This is a genomic window from Sphingomonas yantingensis (assembly GCF_014199325.1).
In the GTDB taxonomy this organism is placed as follows: Bacteria; Pseudomonadota; Alphaproteobacteria; order Sphingomonadales; family Sphingomonadaceae; genus Sphingomonas; species Sphingomonas yantingensis.
On the sequence record NZ_JACIJJ010000002.1, the window covers coordinates 93681 to 110809 of the forward strand.

General features: G+C 69.8%; 15 protein-coding genes and 2 pseudogenes. 10 read left to right on the forward strand and 7 right to left on the reverse strand.

The genetic code is table 11. The features are described 5' to 3' along the window. Nucleotide 1: 1 nt before the first annotated feature. A complete protein-coding gene (locus FHR19_RS06655; RefSeq protein WP_246359378.1) occupies nucleotides 2-2245 on the reverse strand; it encodes a DNA polymerase Y family protein in 2244 nt (747 codons plus the stop codon). After that, complete coding sequence (locus tag FHR19_RS06660) at nucleotides 2160-2903, reverse strand: ImuA family protein (protein ID WP_184026178.1); 744 nt, start codon at nucleotides 2901-2903, stop codon at nucleotides 2160-2162. The genes FHR19_RS06655 and FHR19_RS06660 overlap by 86 nt, the downstream gene beginning before the upstream one ends. 186 nt (nucleotides 2904-3089) lie before the next feature. On the opposite strand from FHR19_RS06660, the gene FHR19_RS06665 reads away from it, so the two are divergent. The 4 genes from FHR19_RS06665 to FHR19_RS06680 are packed head-to-tail and all read left to right on the forward strand — an operon-like array spanning nucleotide 3090 to nucleotide 7529. Further along, nucleotides 3090-4370, forward strand: a complete 1281-nt coding sequence (locus tag FHR19_RS06665) for a 3-methyl-2-oxobutanoate dehydrogenase (2-methylpropanoyl-transferring) subunit alpha (RefSeq protein WP_246359379.1) — start codon at nucleotides 3090-3092, stop codon at nucleotides 4368-4370. Beyond that, nucleotides 4367-5197: an alpha/beta fold hydrolase gene (locus FHR19_RS06670; protein ID WP_184026180.1), complete on the forward strand. Its 831-nt coding sequence runs from the start codon at nucleotides 4367-4369 to the stop codon at nucleotides 5195-5197. The genes FHR19_RS06665 and FHR19_RS06670 overlap by 4 nt, the downstream gene beginning before the upstream one ends. Before the next feature lie 50 nt (nucleotides 5198-5247). After that, nucleotides 5248-6252, forward strand: coding sequence for an alpha-ketoacid dehydrogenase subunit beta (locus tag FHR19_RS06675; RefSeq protein ID WP_184027569.1), 1005 nt, complete (start codon nucleotides 5248-5250; stop codon nucleotides 6250-6252). A 2-nt stretch (nucleotides 6253-6254) separates the two neighbouring features. Next, nucleotides 6255-7529, forward strand: coding sequence for a dihydrolipoamide acetyltransferase family protein (locus tag FHR19_RS06680; RefSeq protein WP_184026182.1), 1275 nt, complete (start codon nucleotides 6255-6257; stop codon nucleotides 7527-7529). A gap of 1 nt (nucleotide 7530) precedes the next feature. Here FHR19_RS06680 and FHR19_RS06685 read toward each other — a convergent pair whose 3' ends face one another. After that, entirely contained in the window at nucleotides 7531-8982 is a 1452-nt protein-coding gene (locus tag FHR19_RS06685; RefSeq protein ID WP_246359380.1) for a DUF1593 domain-containing protein, read from the reverse strand. A 53-nt stretch (nucleotides 8983-9035) separates the two neighbouring features. Then, nucleotides 9036-9452, reverse strand: a complete 417-nt coding sequence (locus FHR19_RS06690; protein WP_246359381.1) for a MerR family transcriptional regulator — start codon at nucleotides 9450-9452, stop codon at nucleotides 9036-9038. A gap of 44 nt (nucleotides 9453-9496) precedes the next feature. On the opposite strand from FHR19_RS06690, the pseudogene FHR19_RS06695 reads away from it, so the two are divergent. The 6 genes and pseudogenes from FHR19_RS06695 to mobA form a co-directional block, all read left to right on the forward strand. Next, nucleotides 9497-10222 (forward strand): annotated as a pseudogene (locus FHR19_RS06695) (glutaredoxin domain-containing protein); the annotation flags it as partial. Between the two features lie 54 nt (nucleotides 10223-10276). Then, nucleotides 10277-10495 (forward strand): annotated as a pseudogene (gene copM / locus FHR19_RS17495) (CopM family metallochaperone); the annotation flags it as partial. Nucleotides 10496-10520: 25 nt separating this feature from the next. After that, nucleotides 10521-11402, forward strand: coding sequence for a tyrosine recombinase XerC (locus FHR19_RS06700; protein WP_184026188.1), 882 nt, complete (start codon nucleotides 10521-10523; stop codon nucleotides 11400-11402). 23 nt (nucleotides 11403-11425) lie between these two features. Continuing rightward, nucleotides 11426-11827, forward strand: coding sequence for a hypothetical protein (locus FHR19_RS06705; RefSeq protein WP_184026190.1), 402 nt, complete (start codon nucleotides 11426-11428; stop codon nucleotides 11825-11827). Nucleotides 11828-11857: 30 nt separating this feature from the next. Next, a complete protein-coding gene (gene fdhD / locus FHR19_RS06710) occupies nucleotides 11858-12637 on the forward strand; it encodes a formate dehydrogenase accessory sulfurtransferase FdhD (RefSeq protein ID WP_184026193.1) in 780 nt (259 codons plus the stop codon). Next, nucleotides 12634-13152 (forward strand): molybdenum cofactor guanylyltransferase, encoded by a 519-nt coding sequence (gene mobA, locus FHR19_RS06715; protein WP_184026195.1) that lies wholly within the window; start codon nucleotides 12634-12636, stop codon nucleotides 13150-13152. Before fdhD ends, mobA begins: the two co-directional genes overlap by 4 nt. A 114-nt stretch (nucleotides 13153-13266) precedes the next feature. Here mobA and FHR19_RS06720 read toward each other — a convergent pair whose 3' ends face one another. From FHR19_RS06720 to FHR19_RS06730, 3 genes are all read right to left on the reverse strand, one after another. Next, the gene (locus FHR19_RS06720; RefSeq protein ID WP_184026197.1) at nucleotides 13267-15288 is read right to left on the reverse strand and encodes an alpha/beta hydrolase family protein; all 2022 of its coding nucleotides are present in this window, start codon (nucleotides 15286-15288) and stop codon (nucleotides 13267-13269) included. Nucleotides 15289-15360: 72 nt separating this feature from the next. Beyond that, the gene (gene purU / locus FHR19_RS06725) at nucleotides 15361-16212 is read right to left on the reverse strand and encodes a formyltetrahydrofolate deformylase (protein WP_343053193.1); all 852 of its coding nucleotides are present in this window, start codon (nucleotides 16210-16212) and stop codon (nucleotides 15361-15363) included. Nucleotides 16213-16226: 14 nt separating this feature from the next. After that, complete coding sequence (locus FHR19_RS06730; protein WP_184026202.1) at nucleotides 16227-17105, reverse strand: methylenetetrahydrofolate reductase; 879 nt, start codon at nucleotides 17103-17105, stop codon at nucleotides 16227-16229. Nucleotides 17106-17129: the final 24 nt, after the last annotated feature.

Genomic DNA, 17129 nt, shown 5'->3' on the forward strand with positions numbered 1-17129 from the left:
ATCACCCGAACAGCCCGTGCAGCCACCAGCTCAGATCGCCCGAGACGCTGCGTATCCCGTCGCCGCGGCGATAGAGCCAGTAGCGGCGGCCCGCCTCGTCCTCGACCCGGAAATAGTCGCGGACGGCATGCGCTTCGCCCAGCCTTCGCCACCATTCGCCGTGGATGCGCTCCGGCCCGTCGGCGCGGACGACGCGGTGACTGACACCGCGCCAGGTGAAGCGGGCGGGCGGACGATCGGGGAGTTCGGCGACGACGTGGTCGAGTCGTTCCGGTCGTCTGAGTAGCCGGGCGGGACGCGGCCAGGCGGGATGCCAGGCGGGTACCTGATCGCCGTCACCCAGCCGGCGCACATCGTCGGCGGCAAGGCGCGGCGGCGTGGCGGCATCGGGGGCAAGCGGCGGGGCCGTCCCGACCGATCGTTCGGGTACGTCGCTCTCGACCGCGCGCACGCGCCATAACCGGGCCATGCCGATGCGGTTGGCGATCGCGTCGATCAGGGGGGCAAGGTCGGGCGGCGCCTCCGCATCCAGCCGTTCGTCGAAGGGGACGGGGCCAAGCGGTTCGGCGCGGCGGACGTGGAGCGTCATCGCGTCGATGCCGTAGCCGGGTTCGATTTCCTCGATCCGGCGGGCGATCAGCCGCAGGATGTGCGCAGGGTCGCGGCTGGCACGGGCGAGGCCGATGCGCAGTCGCTGCGGCACATGATCGACGCGCTCGGCCACCAGCTCGATCGCGCGCGCGCCGAGGCCAGCGGCGGCGAGCTCGGCGGTCAGGCGCGGGACTAGGGCGCCGAGCCAATGGGCGATGCCCTCCGCCGTCGCGATGGGTTCGAGGAAGCCCTGCCGGCAGGCAATCGCGGCGCGCGGGATGACGGGATCGAGCGGCTCGGCGACGCGGCCATGCGCCTGGTCGAGGCGTTCGAGTGCGCGCGCGAACCGGCGCGCGAGCGGGCCGCGCGGCAGCTCGGCAAGCTGGCCGATCCGTTCGATCCCGAAGCGGCGGAGCATCTCGACATCGGCGGGGTCGAGGCGGAGCGCGGCGGCGGGGAGGGGGGCGAGCCAAGCGGCATCCTCGCCCGGCGGACAGACGATGACGGTGTCGGGTGCGGTTTCTGCCGTCGCCTCACGACGCTTCGATCGCGCGGCATAGGGATTGCCGTCGTCGCGTGGGTGGCGGATGCGGAAATCGGGCGCGTCGGACAAGCTGGCCTGCCGCATCCCGGCATGGCGCGGGCGCGGGGCGGAAAAGCGGGCCGACCCCGGCGGTGCGCCGTGCCGGACGAGTGCGGCGGCGGCGCCCGGCGCGCCCGCGACCGCGATCCGCGCATGGTGTCCTGCACGCGCGAGCACCGCGACGATGCGCGCGGCCATCGCCGCCTCTCCGCCGAACAGATGCGACGCGCCGGTGAGGTCGAGGAAGATCAAGTCCTCGCCCCCCACCGCCACCTGCGGGCTCCATTTGCGCGCTAGCGCAATGGCGAGGCGGCGCAGACCCTCGGCATCGCCGGCAGGATCGGCGGGATGGACGATCAGGCCCGGCACCATCGCGCGCGCCGCGGTGAGCGCCATGCCCCGCCTTAGCCCCTGTGCGCGCGCGGCTGGGCAGGCGGCGTGGATGACGACCTTCGCCCCTTCGCGCAGGCTGGTGACGATCGGGGCGGTGGCGCTTTCGCGTGAGGATGAAGGTCGCAGCACGGCGCGCGCTTTGACAGCCACAGATCGAGTTGAAGCCCGTGCGCCGACGGCTCCCGTTCCATGAATCCCGTGTTCCCGCGAAGGCGGGAACCCAGGGTCGGGCAGCACGACGGCCGGTTGCGCCTGCGGCCCTGGGCTCCCGCCTTCGCGGGAGCACGATGCGGGTTCGGAGCGCAGTGTCGGTGGCGCCTGCTTCAGCGAGAACGGCACATGGCCGCGTGCCTCGTCGGGGCGGAGCGCGCGGAAGGGGTGGTCGGCGGCTTCGCTGCGCCGGCCGAGTTCGCGCATCGGCGGCCGCTGGTGCGCGGGCAGGGCGTCGATCTCCGTCTGCACCGCCGCGCGCGATTCGGACCGTGCCCAGCGCGCACCGGGTCGCCAGCCCGGCGTGTTCGGCACCGAGCATTCACCCGCGCGCTCGTCGGCGACCGCTGCCGCCAGCGCGCCCATGTCCGCGACGCCGCGCTCAGGCGGCGGCGCGGGAATCGTGCCCTGCCGCCGCAGCCGGTCGATCGACCAGTCGGGCAGGCAGAGCGCAGCGACCCGTCGCATCGCTAGCCTCCAATTGCCATTCACCGCTTTCGCCGCCGCGCTGGCGCACCAGCGCCGCATGCCAGCGCGCCCGGCCCACCCCCTCGACCGCCAGTGGGGTCGAGGGGGCGCAGCCGATCCGCCAGCGCGTCACCGCCGCCGAGGGCACGCCCAGCGGATCGACGCCGCTGCGCCCATGCCGCTTGAGCATCAGCGCGATCGTGCGCCCGCCCTCCGCTGCCAGTTGCAGCCGCCGGGTGGCGGGCAGGCCGACGCGCTTCACCTCGCCGATCACGGCGCCGAGGCCGCGGTGGCGCAGCCCCTCCTCCATCAGCGCCAGCACTTCGGCATCGTCCGCCGCCTCGGCATAGAGGACGCGTTCGGTCGCGAGGCCCGCCTGGGACAGGCCGGGGGCGAACAGGTCGCGCCGGCGGACGATCCAGAGCACCGTGCCCCAGGCACGCGCGGCGATCCCCGTCAGGAACAAGGTCGCCGCCGCATCGTCGGCGAGGTCGGGCGTCGCGCCCACCACCTCGTGCAGCCCGTCGAGGCGCAGACCGCCGCCGGCCAGCTTCGCATCGATCGCACCGATGCCGAACGGCAACGCGGGACGACGGCGATACCCGCCACCCTCGATGGCGTTCAGCGTCTGACGCAATTCGGCTAGGGTGGCGGACATGACGACTCGATCGAACTAGAATGTTCCTATTCTGTTCCAACCGCCCGACGAGTCAACCGGGTTCGTACACTTGGTATCGCCTGTGACGATTGGGCACTCGCCAAGCGCGTTGTAATTTTATAATAGCGCAGCAACGATGACTCGGCGCCCGTTCGCAAAGGGCCGGCGCGATCTGGAGAGTATGGTTTGACCGGCGCCCCCGCCAATCGTCCGCCCCTGTCGCTGCATGTCCCCGAGCCGCGGTTCCGGCCCGGCGATGCCGTCGATTATGCCCATGTCGAGGTGCCCGCCGCAGGCACCGCGCGCCGCCCCGAGCCGGGTGATGCGGCAGCGAGCTTTCACGAGCTTTCCTTCGGCCTCGTCCGCGTCCTCGATAACGAGAACCACGCGGTCGGCCCATGGGCGCCGCGCCTGTCGTCCGACATGCTGCGCCAGATGCTGCGCAACATGGCGCTCGTCCGTGCCTTTGACGAGCGGATGTTCCGCGCGCAGCGACAGGGCAAGACCAGCTTCTATATGAAGTCGACCGGCGAGGAGGCCGTCTCGGTTGCCGCTGCGATGGCGATGCAGCGCGACGACATGTGCTTCCCCAGCTATCGCCAGCAGGGCATCCTCATCACCCGCGACTACAGCCTGGTCGAGATGATGAACCAGATCTACTCGAACAAGGGCGACAAGCTGCAGGGCAAGCAGCTGCCGATCATGTATTCGGCGAAGGATTACGGCTTCTTCTCGATCTCCGGCAATCTCGCCACCCAGTACCCGCAGGCGGTGGGCTGGGCGATGGCGTCCGCGGCGAAGGGCGACAGCCGGATCGCCGCGACCTGGTGCGGCGAGGGGTCGACGGCGGAGGGTGACTTCCACTCGGCGTTGACCTTCGCCACCGTTTATCGAGCGCCCGTCATCTTCAACGTCGTCAACAACCAGTGGGCGATCTCGAGCTTCTCGGGCTTTGCCGGCGCGGAGGCGACGACGTTCGCGGCGCGCGCGGTTGGATACGGCATCGCCGGGCTGCGCATCGACGGCAACGATGCGCTCGCCGTCTATGCCGCGACCGAATGGGCCGCCGAGCGCGCGCGCACCAATGCCGGCCCGACGCTGATCGAGCACTTCACCTATCGCGCCGAGGGGCACTCGACCAGCGACGATCCGAGTGCCTATCGCTCCGCCGACGAGGCGACGGGCTGGCCGCTCGGCGACCCGATCCGGCGGCTTCGCGACCATCTGATCGCGCTCGGCGAATGGGACCTCGATGCCCATGCGGCACAGGACCTCGAACTCGCCGAATTGGTCAAGAAAGCGCAGAAGGAGGCCGAGACCAACGGCATCCTCGGCCACGGCCTGCATCAGCCGCTCGATACGCTGTTCGACGGCGTGTTCGAGGAGATGCCCTGGCACCTTCGCGAGCAGCAGGCGCAGATGCTGGCCGAGGAAGAAGCCAGCGGCCGTCCGTGGGCAAGGAAGTGATCGACCGTCGCACCCTGATCGCCGGTGCGGCGAACGCGGCGGCGCTGCTGCTCACGCGGCCGGCGCTCGCTGCCGCGGTCACGCCGGTCGAGGAGGAGCTGCGCATCTCGCCCACGCGCACGACCACGCTGTTCGCATGGCGGCCGGCGGTGTCGCGCGGGACCGTCGTGTTCTCGCATGGCCATGGTTCGTGGCCCGCGCGATATGAGGCACTGGCGACCCGGCTGACCGCGGCCGGCTGGACCGTGATCGCGCCCGTCCACGTCGATTCGATGCGCTACCCGGATCGCGCGAAGTTCACGATGCAGGCGAGCTTCGGGGAGCGGATCGCCGACCTCAACGCCGCGATCGCGGGCGTTCCGGCGGAGCAGCCGGTGGTGCTGGTCGGGCACAGCTTCGGCACGCTGAGCGCGCTCTGCCTTGGCGGGGCGCTGGGCTATATCGCGCCATTCCGTGCGCCGCGAGTGAAGGCGGTGCTCGGCTTCTCGACCCCCGGCAAGGTGCCCGGCCTGATCCAGCCTGCCGCCTATACGACGCTTGCCGTGCCGGTGATGGTCGTGACCGGAACCGAGGATCGCGTGCCCGGCTTCGTCGCCGATCCCGCCGACCATCTGTTCGTCGGCGAGACCGCACCCGGCCCGGCATACACGATCGTCGCAAAGGGCGGCGCGCATGAACTTGTCGCCGATGCGGCGGCACTCGCGCGCTATGCGCCGGCAATCGACCGTTTCCTGTCGGGCTACGGCAGCGGCGACACTAAGGCGCTGGCGGGCCTCGGCAAATGGACGGCGCCTGCGGGCGACCGCTTCGTGGTGAAAGCAGCATGACCGACGAGATGATCGAAACCGCCGCCCCGGCCGAGGGCGAAATCACGCGCATGAACATGATCCAGGCGATCAATTCTGCGCTCGACGTGATGATGGGCCGCGACGACGACGTGCTCGTGATGGGCGAGGACGTGGGCTATTTCGGCGGCGTGTTCCGCGCGACCGCCGGCCTTCAGCAGAAATACGGCAAGACGCGCGCGTTCGACACGCCGATCACCGAGATCGGGATCATCGGCGTCGCGATCGGCATGGGCGCCTATGGCCTGCGCCCCGTGCCGGAGATCCAGTTCGCCGACTATATCTATCCCGCGCTCGACCAGCTCGTGAGCGAGGCCGCGCGGCTGCGTTATCGCTCGGCGGGGGAGTTCACCGCGCCGATCACCGTGCGCTCGCCTTACGGCGGCGGCATCTTCGGCGGGCAGACGCACTCGCAGTCGCCCGAGGGCATCTTCACTCACGTCTCGGGCATCAAGACGGTGATCCCGTCGACGCCCTATGACGCAAAGGGCCTGCTGATCGCCGCGATCGAGGACAACGACCCCGTCCTCTTCCTCGAGCCCAAGCGCATCTATAACGGTCCGTTCGACGGCAACTGGGACCGCCCGGCCAAGAACTGGTCGAACCATCCGGCGGGTGCGGTGCCCGGCGGCTATTACCGGATCGAGCTCGGCAAGGCGGCAACGGTGCGCGCGGGTGGCGACCTCACGATCCTGGCCTATGGCACGATGGTGCATGTCGTGCAGTCGGTGGTCGAGGAGACGGGCGTCGATGCCGAGATCATCGACCTGCGCACGCTCGTGCCGCTCGATATCGAGGCGATCGAGGCGTCGGTGAAGAAGACCGGCCGCTGCATGATCGTGCACGAGGCAACGCGGACCGGCGGCTTCGGCGCCGAGCTGTCCGCGCTCGTCACCGAACGCTGCTTCCACCATCTGGAGGCGCCGGTCGAGCGCGTGACCGGCTTCGACACGCCCTATCCGCACAGCCTCGAATGGGCCTATTTCCCTGGCCCCGTGCGCATCGGCCAGGCGCTCAAGAAGATCATGAAGGACTGACGATGGCGCTGTTCAAGTTCCGCCTGCCCGACATTGGCGAGGGCATTTCCGAGGCCGAGATCGTCGCGTGGCACGTCAAGGTCGGCGACCGCGTCGAGGAGGATCAGAGCCTCGCCGACATGATGACCGACAAGGCGACGGTCGAGATGGAATCGCCGGTCGCCGGCACCGTCGTCGAACTGGCGGGCGAGGTCGGCGACCAGGTGCCGATCGGCTCGACGCTCGTCGTGATCGAGACCGAAGGCGCGGACGAGGCGGCCGAGGCCCCCGCCGCGCCGGTCACCGAGGCGGTGGTCGAAGCGGAAAATCCCGGCGTCGAGGAAGTCGTCGAGGCACCCGCCCCGACGCCCATGCCTGCGCCCGCGCCGGTCGTGGCGGCGCCCGCTGCACCCGAGCCAATCCGTGTCGAGGACGAGCGCAAGGTTCTCGCCAGCCCCGCGGTTCGGGCGCGCGCCAAGGACCTCGGCGTCGACCTCACCCAGGTCCGGCACGAGGGGGCACATGTCCGCCACGCCGACCTCGACGCGTTCCTGCGCTACAACGGCGCGCAGGGCTATCACGCGCCGCACGCCAGCCGCGCGCGCGAGGACGAGGCGGTGAAGGTCATCGGCATGCGCCGCCGCATCGCTGAGAACATGGCCGCGTCGAAGCGCGCGATCCCGCACTTCACCTATGTCGACGAGATCGACGTGACCGCGCTGGAGGCGATGCGCGGCGACCTGAACGCCAATCGCGGCGGCCGGCCGAAGCTCACCATGCTGCCGTTCCTGATCGTCGCGATCTGTCGCACGCTGCCCGACTTCCCGATGCTCAACGCCCGCTACGACGACGAGGCGGGCGTGGTGACGCGCTCCGGCCGCGTGCACATGGGCATGGCGACGCAGACCGATGCCGGCCTGATGGTCCCCGTGATCCGCGACGCGCAGGACAAGAATGTATGGCAGCTCGCGACTGAGATCAGCCGCCTGGCCGAAGCCGCGCGCACCGGCAAGGCGAAGTCGGAGGAGCTGTCTGGCTCGACAATCACCGTCACCTCGCTCGGCCCGCTCGGCGGCATCGCGACGACGCCGGTCATCAACCGGCCCGAGGTCGCGATCATCGGCCCGAACAAGATCGTCGAGCGCCCCGTCTTTGACGGCGACGACATCCGCCGCGCGAAGCTGATGAACCTGTCGATTTCGTGCGACCACCGCGTCGTCGATGGCTGGGACGCGGCAAGCTATGTCCAGGCGGTGCGCAAGCTGCTCGAGACGCCAGTGCTGCTCTTCGCCGACTGATCTACTTGCCGCTCGCCGGCTCGACCGTGACGATGACGCGGGCGTAGCGGGTGAGCGGCGGTGATCCCTTGTCGGTGACGCGAAGAACGAAATGCGCCTCGCACTGCCGATCGAAGGCGGGGATGGTGATCGATCGTTCGTAGAGACTTTCCGCGCCCGACAGCTTGATCCCGCCGGGGCAGGTGCCCGCTTCCGGATAGGCGAACCAGTGATAACTGAGGCTGTCGCCGTCGGGATCGGCCGTCCCCCGCGCGCTGAGCGTCAGCCGATCGCCCGCCCTTGCGGTCAGCCGCTCGGAATGCCCGAGCCGCACGACTGGCGCATGGTTCGCCTCCCCCGGCGTGCGCGTCGTCCAGTCCATCCGCGCGGCGAAGTCGTTCTGGAAATCGTCGCGCCAGCGCCAGATCGTCTCGCGATAACCCTCGTACGAGCGCTCGCCGGGTTTGATCGCCGCGCCGTGGGGGCTGGCGAGGGACGGCGTCACCTTGTCGATCGCATTGGTCCAGATCGGCCGCGTTTCGGGATCGACCGGTACGCCGCCGTTGAAGCCTTTGGGATCGAGTTCGGCAAGCGGCGGGGTGCGCAGCGTGTAGCGTCCGCCCCAGCCGCCCCAGTCGGGCCGCTCGGACACGCTCAGGCCGTTGGGGATCAGCGCGAGGAACGAGGGCGTGTCGCCTTCCATGCCATATGCGACATCGGGATAGGCGGCGCCCAGCGGCCCGTGCTCCTGTTGGATGTTGGCGGCGAGCCAGTCGTTCGAGATCGTCTTGTTATCCGCCCCCTCGACGACGGTCATGATCCCCGTCCACGTCGCTGCGCCATAGCCGCCGGGGCTGACGATGTAGAACAGCCCGGGAAACTCACGCCGCATCCACGCACCCGAATCGTCCTGGTCGGAGATGGTATAGACGCGCAGCTTGGCGACCAGCCGCTCTACGTCCGCCGGGGATCGCGTCGCGCGCAGCGTGTGCAGCGCCTGTGCCAGCGTGTTCGGCCCGCCCCATGCGGTCACCCATAGGGGCCGCGGATCAGGCCGATCGAGTGCGGCGATCAGCCGCCGCGATCCCTCGCTGTCCTTCCCCGCGCCAATGCCGCCCATGCCATAGGCCGTCTGCCCCCGCGCCACGAGGCGGTCAAGCGCCGCCGCCGCCGGATAGCCCGGCGCGTGCCGCAGCAGGTTCGGTTGCACCTTGGCGTATTCGCCGATGATCCGCCGGATCGTTTCGGGCGCGGTGCGCGTCTTCATGTGGACGGAGGTGGTGGCGACCAGCCCCTCGATATCGATCTCGTTCGAATAGAGCAGCAGCCGGATCAGCGACTGGGTGTCGTCGGGTTCGTTCTCGATATCGGTCAGGACGAACAGACGCTGCTTCGGGGCCGCCTGTTGTGCCTGTGCGGGGGCGCTCGCCAGCGGAACGAGGCAGGCCATCGCCAGCCATTTGCGCAGTCCCATCGCCCTCTCCCCGGTTTCGTTATCGTTATCATCCGCGGAAACCGAACGTCTCGTCAATCGGCCTTGAACGCCTCGAGGATCGGGCAGGGGCCGGGGCCCGCCGCGCTGCACGCGCTGGCGAGGTCCGCGAGGGCCGTCCGCGCCGCGCACAGCGCAGCGATCTGTTCATCGAGCGCGGCGATCCGTGCGGTCGCCAACCGCCGCACGCCCGCGCGGTCGTTGGCGGCGTCGAGCGCGAGCAGTTCGCCGATCTGGTCGAGCGTGAACCCCGCCGCCTGTGCCGACCGGATGAAGCGCAGCCGCGCGACATCGCCCGAACCATAGCGCCGGATGCCGCCGCTCGACCCGCCGCCCGCCGGCCGGTCGGGCAGGCCGATCAGCCCGCGGCGCTGATAATAACGCACCGTTTCCACGCCCACGCCGCCGGCCTCCGCCAGCGCGCCGATCGTCATCGCTTGATCCCGTACCATGGTACGGACCCATATGGGGGCGGCCAGCCAGTCGGAGAAGGACGATGACCCGCACCGCAACGCTCTATCGCATGGTGATGCCCGGCCACACCTGCCCCTATGGGCTGAAGGCAAGGCATCTGCTGCGCCGCAAGGGCTATGTTGTCGACGACCATTGGCTGACGACCCGCGAGGAAACCGACGCATTCAAGGCGCAATACGGCGTCGCCACCACGCCGCAGGTCTTCATCGATGGCGAGCGGATCGGCGGCCATGACGACCTTCGCCGCTTCCTCGGCCTGAAGGTCGCCGATCCGAAGGCGACGACTTATCGCCCGGTCGCAATCCTGTTCGCGCTGACCGCGCTGATGGCGCTGGCGGCGAGTTACGCCGCTTACGGCGATGCGCTGACGGCGCGCGCGGGCGAGTGGTTCGTCGCCTTCTCGATGGTCGTGCTGGCGCTGCTCAAGCTGCAGAACGTTGACCGGTTCGCGACGATGTTCCTCAACTACGACCTGCTCGCGCGCCGCTGGGTCCGGTACGGCCATGTCTATCCCTATGCTGAGGGGCTGGCGGGGCTGTTGATGGTCGCGGGGATCGCCACCTGGGCGTCGGTGCCGATCGCACTCTTCATCGGGACGATCGGCGCAGTGTCGGTGTTCAAGGCGGTGTATCTCGACAAGCGCGAGCTCAAATGCGCGTGCGTCGGCGGCGACAGCAACGTGCCGCTCGGTTTCGTGTCGCTGACCGAGAATCTGATGATGATCGCGATGGCACTGTGGATGACGGCGGGCGCGCTCGGCTGGACGCCGCACGTCGCGCCGCCGACCGCGCACGGCATGACGATGCCGACGAGCGGCGATCCCGACACCGCGTTCATGCAAGGGATGATCCCGCATCACCGCAGCGCGATCGACATGGCGAAGGTCGCGCTGCGCGACGGCAAGGACCCCGACGTTCGTGCGCTCGCCGCCGACGTCATCCGCGCGCAGGATGCCGAGATCGCGCAGATGCAGGCATGGCTTGCCCGCCGCGGCCAACCCGCGGGCGGCATGGCGCACTGACACGCCTTCGCCTAAGGTCGCGCGAATGGCCGAGCCCTTGCCCATCGCCTTTGCCCGGCACCTGACGCGCGACCGCCGCCGCTCGGCGCATACCGTGCGCGCCTATCAGGCGACGGCCGAGCGGCTGCTCGCCTTCCTGCGCGACCATTGGGGCGGGCCGATCGAGGCTGCCGACCTGGTCAAGGCGACTGCCACCGACCTGCGCGCGTTCCTGTCGGTGCGGCGCGGGGAGGGGTTGTCCAACACCTCCGTCGCGCGCGAATTGTCGGCAACGCGCGCGTTCCTTGCCTTTGTCGGTGCGACGTCCCCGCGCCTCGCCGGCCCGCGCGTCAAGAAGGGCGTGCCGCGCCCGATCGCCCCGGCCGAAGTGATCGCGCTGGCCGAGGAAGTGTCGGAGGATGCCGCCGAGCCGTGGATCGCCGCGCGCGACTGGGCGGTGCTGCTGCTCCTCTACGGCGCGGGGCTGCGCATCGGCGAGGCGATGGCGCTGACGCCCGCGATCCTGCCGCTCGGCGAGACGCTGCGCGTCACGGGCAAGCGCGCCAAGGTGCGGATCGTGCCGCTGCTCCCCGCCGTTCGTGCGGCGGTCGAGGCCTATGTTGCCGCCTGCCCGTATGCGCTGACCCCGGAGGCACCGCTGTTCCGCGGGGCGAAGGGCGGAGCGCTGTCGCCCGCGATCATCCGCCGGTCTGTGCGCGCCGCCCGGGTGCGGCTGGGCCTGTCGGACCGCACGACGCCGCACGCGCTGCGCCACAGCTTCGCCACGCACCTGCTCGGCCGCGGCGCGGACTTGCGCGCGCTTCAGGAACTGCTCGGCCATGCCAGCCTGGGTTCGACGCAGATCTATACCGCGGTCGATGCCGCGCATCTGCTCGACGTCTATCGCAACGCGCATCCGCGGGCGTGAGCACGGCGATGCAAGGCGCGCGGGTGATCCCGCTTTCGGTGATGCTGATGCTGGCGGGGCCGGCGCTTGCCCAGCGTCCGGTACCGCCGCCACCGCCCTCTGAATATGATCCCGTCCCGGGACCGTTTGGCGTGCTCGTCGATCCGACGGGGGCGATCGAGGATGCCGGCGTGCTGGACAACGCTGTCGCCGGCTGGACCGGACCGGCGTTGTCGGCGTTTAGCCTCTGTATCCAGCGCGGCGACGGCGATGCCGATGCGTCGAGGATCTGGCAGGCATTTCGCGAAGTCGCCCACGCGCTGACGGCCCGCGGGGCCGCGATCGTCGTTATCGAGTCGGGTCCTCTGTGCCGGACACCGCCGTTCGCAAGCTGGCGGAATCGCTTCTATGTCGAGGTGCGCGGCGTGATCCGTGCGCCGTGGTGATCGTTTCGCCGCATGGGCGTTGTGCGTGACATGATTCCGACCCGGCCGCTGTCCTTCATCCGTATCGCCGCCGATGGCACACGCGCGGCAATCGTTCGACCCGTTGCGGCCGAAATGCCGATCGCGGTGGAGTTCAATGGCATCGGCTATGCCGTGCTGATGGCGACGCCGGCCGACCTCAATGACCTCGTCACCGGCTTTGCGCTCGCCGAGCGGCTGGTCGAGCGAGCGGACGAGCTGCCCGAGATCGACGTGCATCGCACCAAGCGCGGGATGATCGTGCGGGCGACGCTGGTGCCCAAGCGTGCGGCCCGGGTCGCCGACCGGGTGCGGCACCGCGTGTCCGAAAGTTCGTGTGGCCTCTGCGGGATCGAGAATCTGGAGCAGGCATTGCGCCCGCTTCCGCGCGTCACCGCGATCAGCGACGCGGACGATGCGGCGATCTTTGCGGCGCTCGCGGCGCTTCGCGATCATCAGCCGCTCAATCGCGAAACCGGCGGCGTCCATGCCGCGGCGCTGGTGGCGCACGACGGCACGATCCGCCTCGCGCGCGAGGATGTCGGGCGGCACAACGCCTTCGACAAGCTGATCGGGGCGATGGCGCAGGGCGGGCTCGGCTGGGACGGCGGCTTCGCGCTCCTGTCCTCGCGCTGCTCGTTCGAGCTGGTCGAGAAGGCGGCGCTGGCGAATTGTCCGCTGCTCGTCACCGTGTCGGCGCCGACCGCGCTCGCGGTCGAGCGGGCACGGGCGGCGGCGGTGCGGCTGGTGGTGCTCGCGCGGTCCGATGCGATGCTGGCGGTGGACCCATGATCCTCGGCGCGGTGCTCGCGGGCGGGCGGGCGAGCCGGTTCGGCAGCGACAAGGGCGCGGCGCTGTTCGAGGGGCGGGCGCTGATCGACCATGCGCTGGCGGCCCTCGGGCGGCACTGCGGGGCGCTGGTCGTCGTGGGACGCGAGTGGCCGGGCGTGCCAAGTGCGCCCGACCGGCCCGCGCCCGATCTGGGGCCGCTTGGTGGCTTGGCGGGGGCGCTGCATCATGCGCGGTCGATCGGGGCGAGGCGGGTGCTGACGCTCGGCTGCGACACGCCGCTGGTGCCTGAGGCGTTGCTGGCTGATCTCGCGGCGCGGGAGACGCCCGCGTTACTCGACGATCTGCCCGTTATCGGCATCTGGCCCACGAGCCTGTCGCCGCTGCTCGAAGATTTCGTCGTCACCGATCCGCGGCGGTCGGTGCGCGGTTGGGCGGCGCGGTGCGGGGCGGTCGGCGTCGCGGCCGGACCGCTTGCCAATATCAACACGCCCGCCGACCTCGATCGCTTGGGTTGAAGAAACGAAGAAGCGGGACCCCGGATCAAGTCCGGGGTGACGAGATTGGGGAGGGTTTGGCTTACCCCGATCGTCATTCCGGACTCGATCCGGGATCCCGCTTCTTTCTTCTTACTACTGCGCCTGCGCCGCCCGGTACTTGTCGAACCACGCCAGGATCGCCGACGCCTTCGCCGCCGACTGGCTGGGCCGCGCGGTGAAGCCGCCATGGCTGGCACCCGTCACCTTGACCAGCGCGGTCGGCACGCCGCGGATCTGGAGCGCGGCGTAATATTGCTCGCTCTCGCTGACCGGCGTCCGGTAATCCTCGCTGCCGACCACGACCAGCGTCGGCGTCTTGACGTTGCCGACGAGGCTAAGCGGCGAGCGCGCCCAGTAACCCATCGGGTCCTCCCACGGCTGCTTCCTGAACCAGTAGCGCGAGGTAAAGCCGGTGCCGTCCATCGTCAGCGCCTCGCTGATCCAGTTGATGACGGGCTTCTGCGTCGCCGCCGCCTTAAACCGGTCGGTCTTGCCGACGATCCAGCTCGTCAGCACGCCGCCGCCCGAGCCGCCGGTGACGAACAGGTTGTTGGGGTCCGAAAACCCCTGCGCGATCGCGGCATCGACCGTCGCCATCAGGTCGTCGTAATCCTCGCTCGGGTAGTTCTTGTCGATGAGGTTGGCGAACTCGGCCCCGTAGGACGTCGACCCGCGCGGATTGGCATAGACCACCGCATAGCCCGCCGCCGCATAGAGCTGGTAATCGCTCGCGAAGACGGGCGCGTAGGCGGTGTGTGGCCCGCCATGGATTTCCAGGATCGTCGGCACGCGCGTGCCCGGCTGGTAATTGGGCGGCAGCACGATCCACGCGTCAATCTTGCGCCCGTCCTTCGACGTGACGGGCACGGGGCGCAGGTCGCCCATCGTCTTGCCCGCCATCCACGTCTCGTTGAGGCGGGTGAGCGGCTTCCCGCCCAGATACACGTCGGCGGGCTTTCGCCAGTCGCCGCTCGTATAGGCGACCTGCCCCTTGTCGGAGACGCTGAACGTGCCCCCGGTGTAGGGCCGGTCCAGCCCGCCGCCCGCCAGCCCGCCGACCACCGGCGTCATCCGCCCGTCGAGCCCGACGCGCGCCACCTTCTTTTCGGCATGGTCGTCGTAGCTGACATAGATGCTGCGCCCGTCGCCGGCCCAGACCGCGGTATCGATCTCGCGGTCCAGATTGGCGGTCAGCGAGCGCGGGTTCGACCCGTCGGCATCCATGACGTAGAGCTGTGCCGGCTCGTTGCTGCGATATTTGTCGTCATAGCCGAGATAGGCGATCTTCGATCCGTCCGGCGACAGCGCGGGCGACTGGTCGGGGCCGTAGCGCTTGGTGAGCTGGCGAAGGCCGCCAGACGCCACATCGACGCTGAACACCTCGGTATCGTTCGGCTCGCGCTCCCAGTCGGCGCGGCGATTGCCGGAGAAGACGATGCTCCGCCCGTCCTTCGACCAGCTGAGCGGCCCGCCGTCCTGGAAATTGCCGAAGGTCAGCTGGCGCGGCGCGCCGCCGTCCGCCGACAAGACGAACAGGTGGTCGAAGCCGGGCTTGAGGTATCCGGCGCCGTCCGCGCGGTACGTTACCCGGTCGATGATCTCCAGCGGCTCGGCCCATTTCGCCCCCTCGGGCTTGGGCGGCGCCTTGCCCAGCTTCATGCCCTCGCCCGGCACGCGCATCGTGTACGCAATCTGGCGGCCATCGGGGGACCAGGCGAGCGCGTCGGGGCTGTCGGGCAGGCCGGTGACGCGCGCCGTCGCGCCGGTCGCGATCCAGCGGACGTGCAGCTGCGGCGCCTGCCCCAGCTCGGCCGCGACATAGGCGAGGCGGGTGCCGTCCGGCGACCAGCGCGGGCTGGAGCCCGTCGCGGCCAGCGGCGTCTGCTGTCCCGTGGCGGTGTCGATCAGCCAGATCGCGCTCGCCATCCGGTCGGCCATCACGTCGCCGGTACGCCGAACATAGGCGATGCGGCGCCCGTCCGGGCTGATCTGCGGGTCCGACGCCTGTTCGAGGTTGAACAGGTCGCTGCCGGTGAAGGTGCGGCTCGGCGCATCTTGCGCGAGCACCGGAAGCGCGGCGCCGGCAAGCAGCAGCGCGAGGGCATGGCGAAGCATCGGTAATTCCTCCCTTGGTCGGGGCGGAACGTCGCGCGGCCCGCGCCGCCGCGCAAGCGGTTTCGACCGTTATCAGTTGCGGAAGACGACCGTCCGGTGCCCGTTCAGCAGCACCCGATCCTCCAGGTGATAGGCGACCGCCGCGGCCAGCACCCGCCGCTCGATATCGCGGCCCTTTCGCACCAGATCGTCGGGCGTGTCGGCATGGCTGATCGGCTCCACGTCCTGCGCGATGATCGGCCCTTCGTCCAAATCCTCGGTCACGTAATGTGCGGTCGCGCCGATCATCTTGACGCCCCTCGCATGCGCCTGGTGATAGGGCTTGGCGCCCTTGAAGCCGGGCAGGAAGCTGTGATGGATGTTGATGCAGCGCCCCGACAGGAACGTCGACAGGTCGTCCGACAGGATCTGCATGTAGCGCGCGAGCACGACGAGGTCGGCGCCGGTTTCCTCGACGATCGCCTTCACCTGCGCTTCCTGCTGCGGCTTGGTGTCGCGGGTGATCGGCAGGTGGTGATAGGGCGTGTCGCCGACCATCGACACATGGAGCGCCGATTGCGGGTGGTTCGAGATGATCGCGACCACTTCCATGTCGAGCTCGCCGATTCGCTTGCGATAGAGGAGATCGCCGAGGCAGTGGTCGAAGCGCGAGACCATCAGCACCACCCGCTGCCGCTCGCCCGCGGCGCGCACCTTCCACGCCATGCCGTGCTTCGCGGCGATATCCGCGAACGCGGTCCGCAGCGTCTCGACCTCGCCATCGAGCTCGAACACGACGCGCATGAAGAAGCGGTGCGTCAGCCGGTCGTCGAACTGCTGCGCATCGACGATGTTGCCGCCATGGCTCGCCAGAAAGCCCGCGACCGCGGCGACGAGGCCCGGTTTGTCGTCGCACGACAGCGTCAGCGTGCAGATCGTCGTCACTCGTCTCTCCCCCGTCAGCGCGTGCGCGCCGGATAGCCGTTGATCCATTCGACCGTGTTAACTAGCCCGCCGAACGGATAGAAATGCAGCCGCACCGGCCCGTGCGCGGGCGTCAGCCGCGCGGCGAGCGCATCGACCAGCCTGTCCGGCCCCGCCTTGCCCAGAAGCTGCGTGATCGACACGCCATATTTCGTCATCACCGCCGCCGATGCGCCAACGCCGCAGCGCGCGGCGAAGCGGAGCAGCGTCTTGATCCCCGCTGGCCCCGGCACGCCGATCCGCACCGGCGCCATGATCCCGCGCGCGCGAAGCTCGGTCAGCCAGTCGATGAACGGATCGGCATCGAAGCCGAACTGCGTGACGATCAGCGACCCCAGCCCGCGTTCCTCCAGCGCATCGAGCTTGGCGACGAGCGCGTCCCACAGCGCCTCGCCCGCCATGTTCGGATGCCCCTCCGGATGGCCGGCCACGCCGACCGCGCGGAAGCCGTGCTTCTCGAGCAGGCCGGTGCGGATGATCGATAGCGTGTCGGCGAACGGCCCCGCCGGCTCGGGCGGGTCGCCCGCGACGATGAAGGCGCGCCGCGCGCCTGCCTCGTCGACCGCGCGGCCCAGCATCGTGTCGAGTTCGCCAAGCGCCCCGATCCGCCGCGCCGACAGATGCGGCATCGGTTCGAACCCCAGCCGGCGGACCGCGGCGGCGGCGGCGACGCGTGCGTCGATCGTCTCGCCGGGCAGGAAGGTGATCGCCACCGGCGTCTCCGGCGCGATGCCCGGCGCGGCTTCGTGCAGCGCGTCGAAATCCTTCGCCGTCATTTCCAGCGAATAGCCATCGGTCACGACCGCCGGCATCGTCGCCCAGGCGGGGTGCAGCGCCTCGCTTGCATCGACCATCTTCGCTCTCCCGCCGAACGCTTC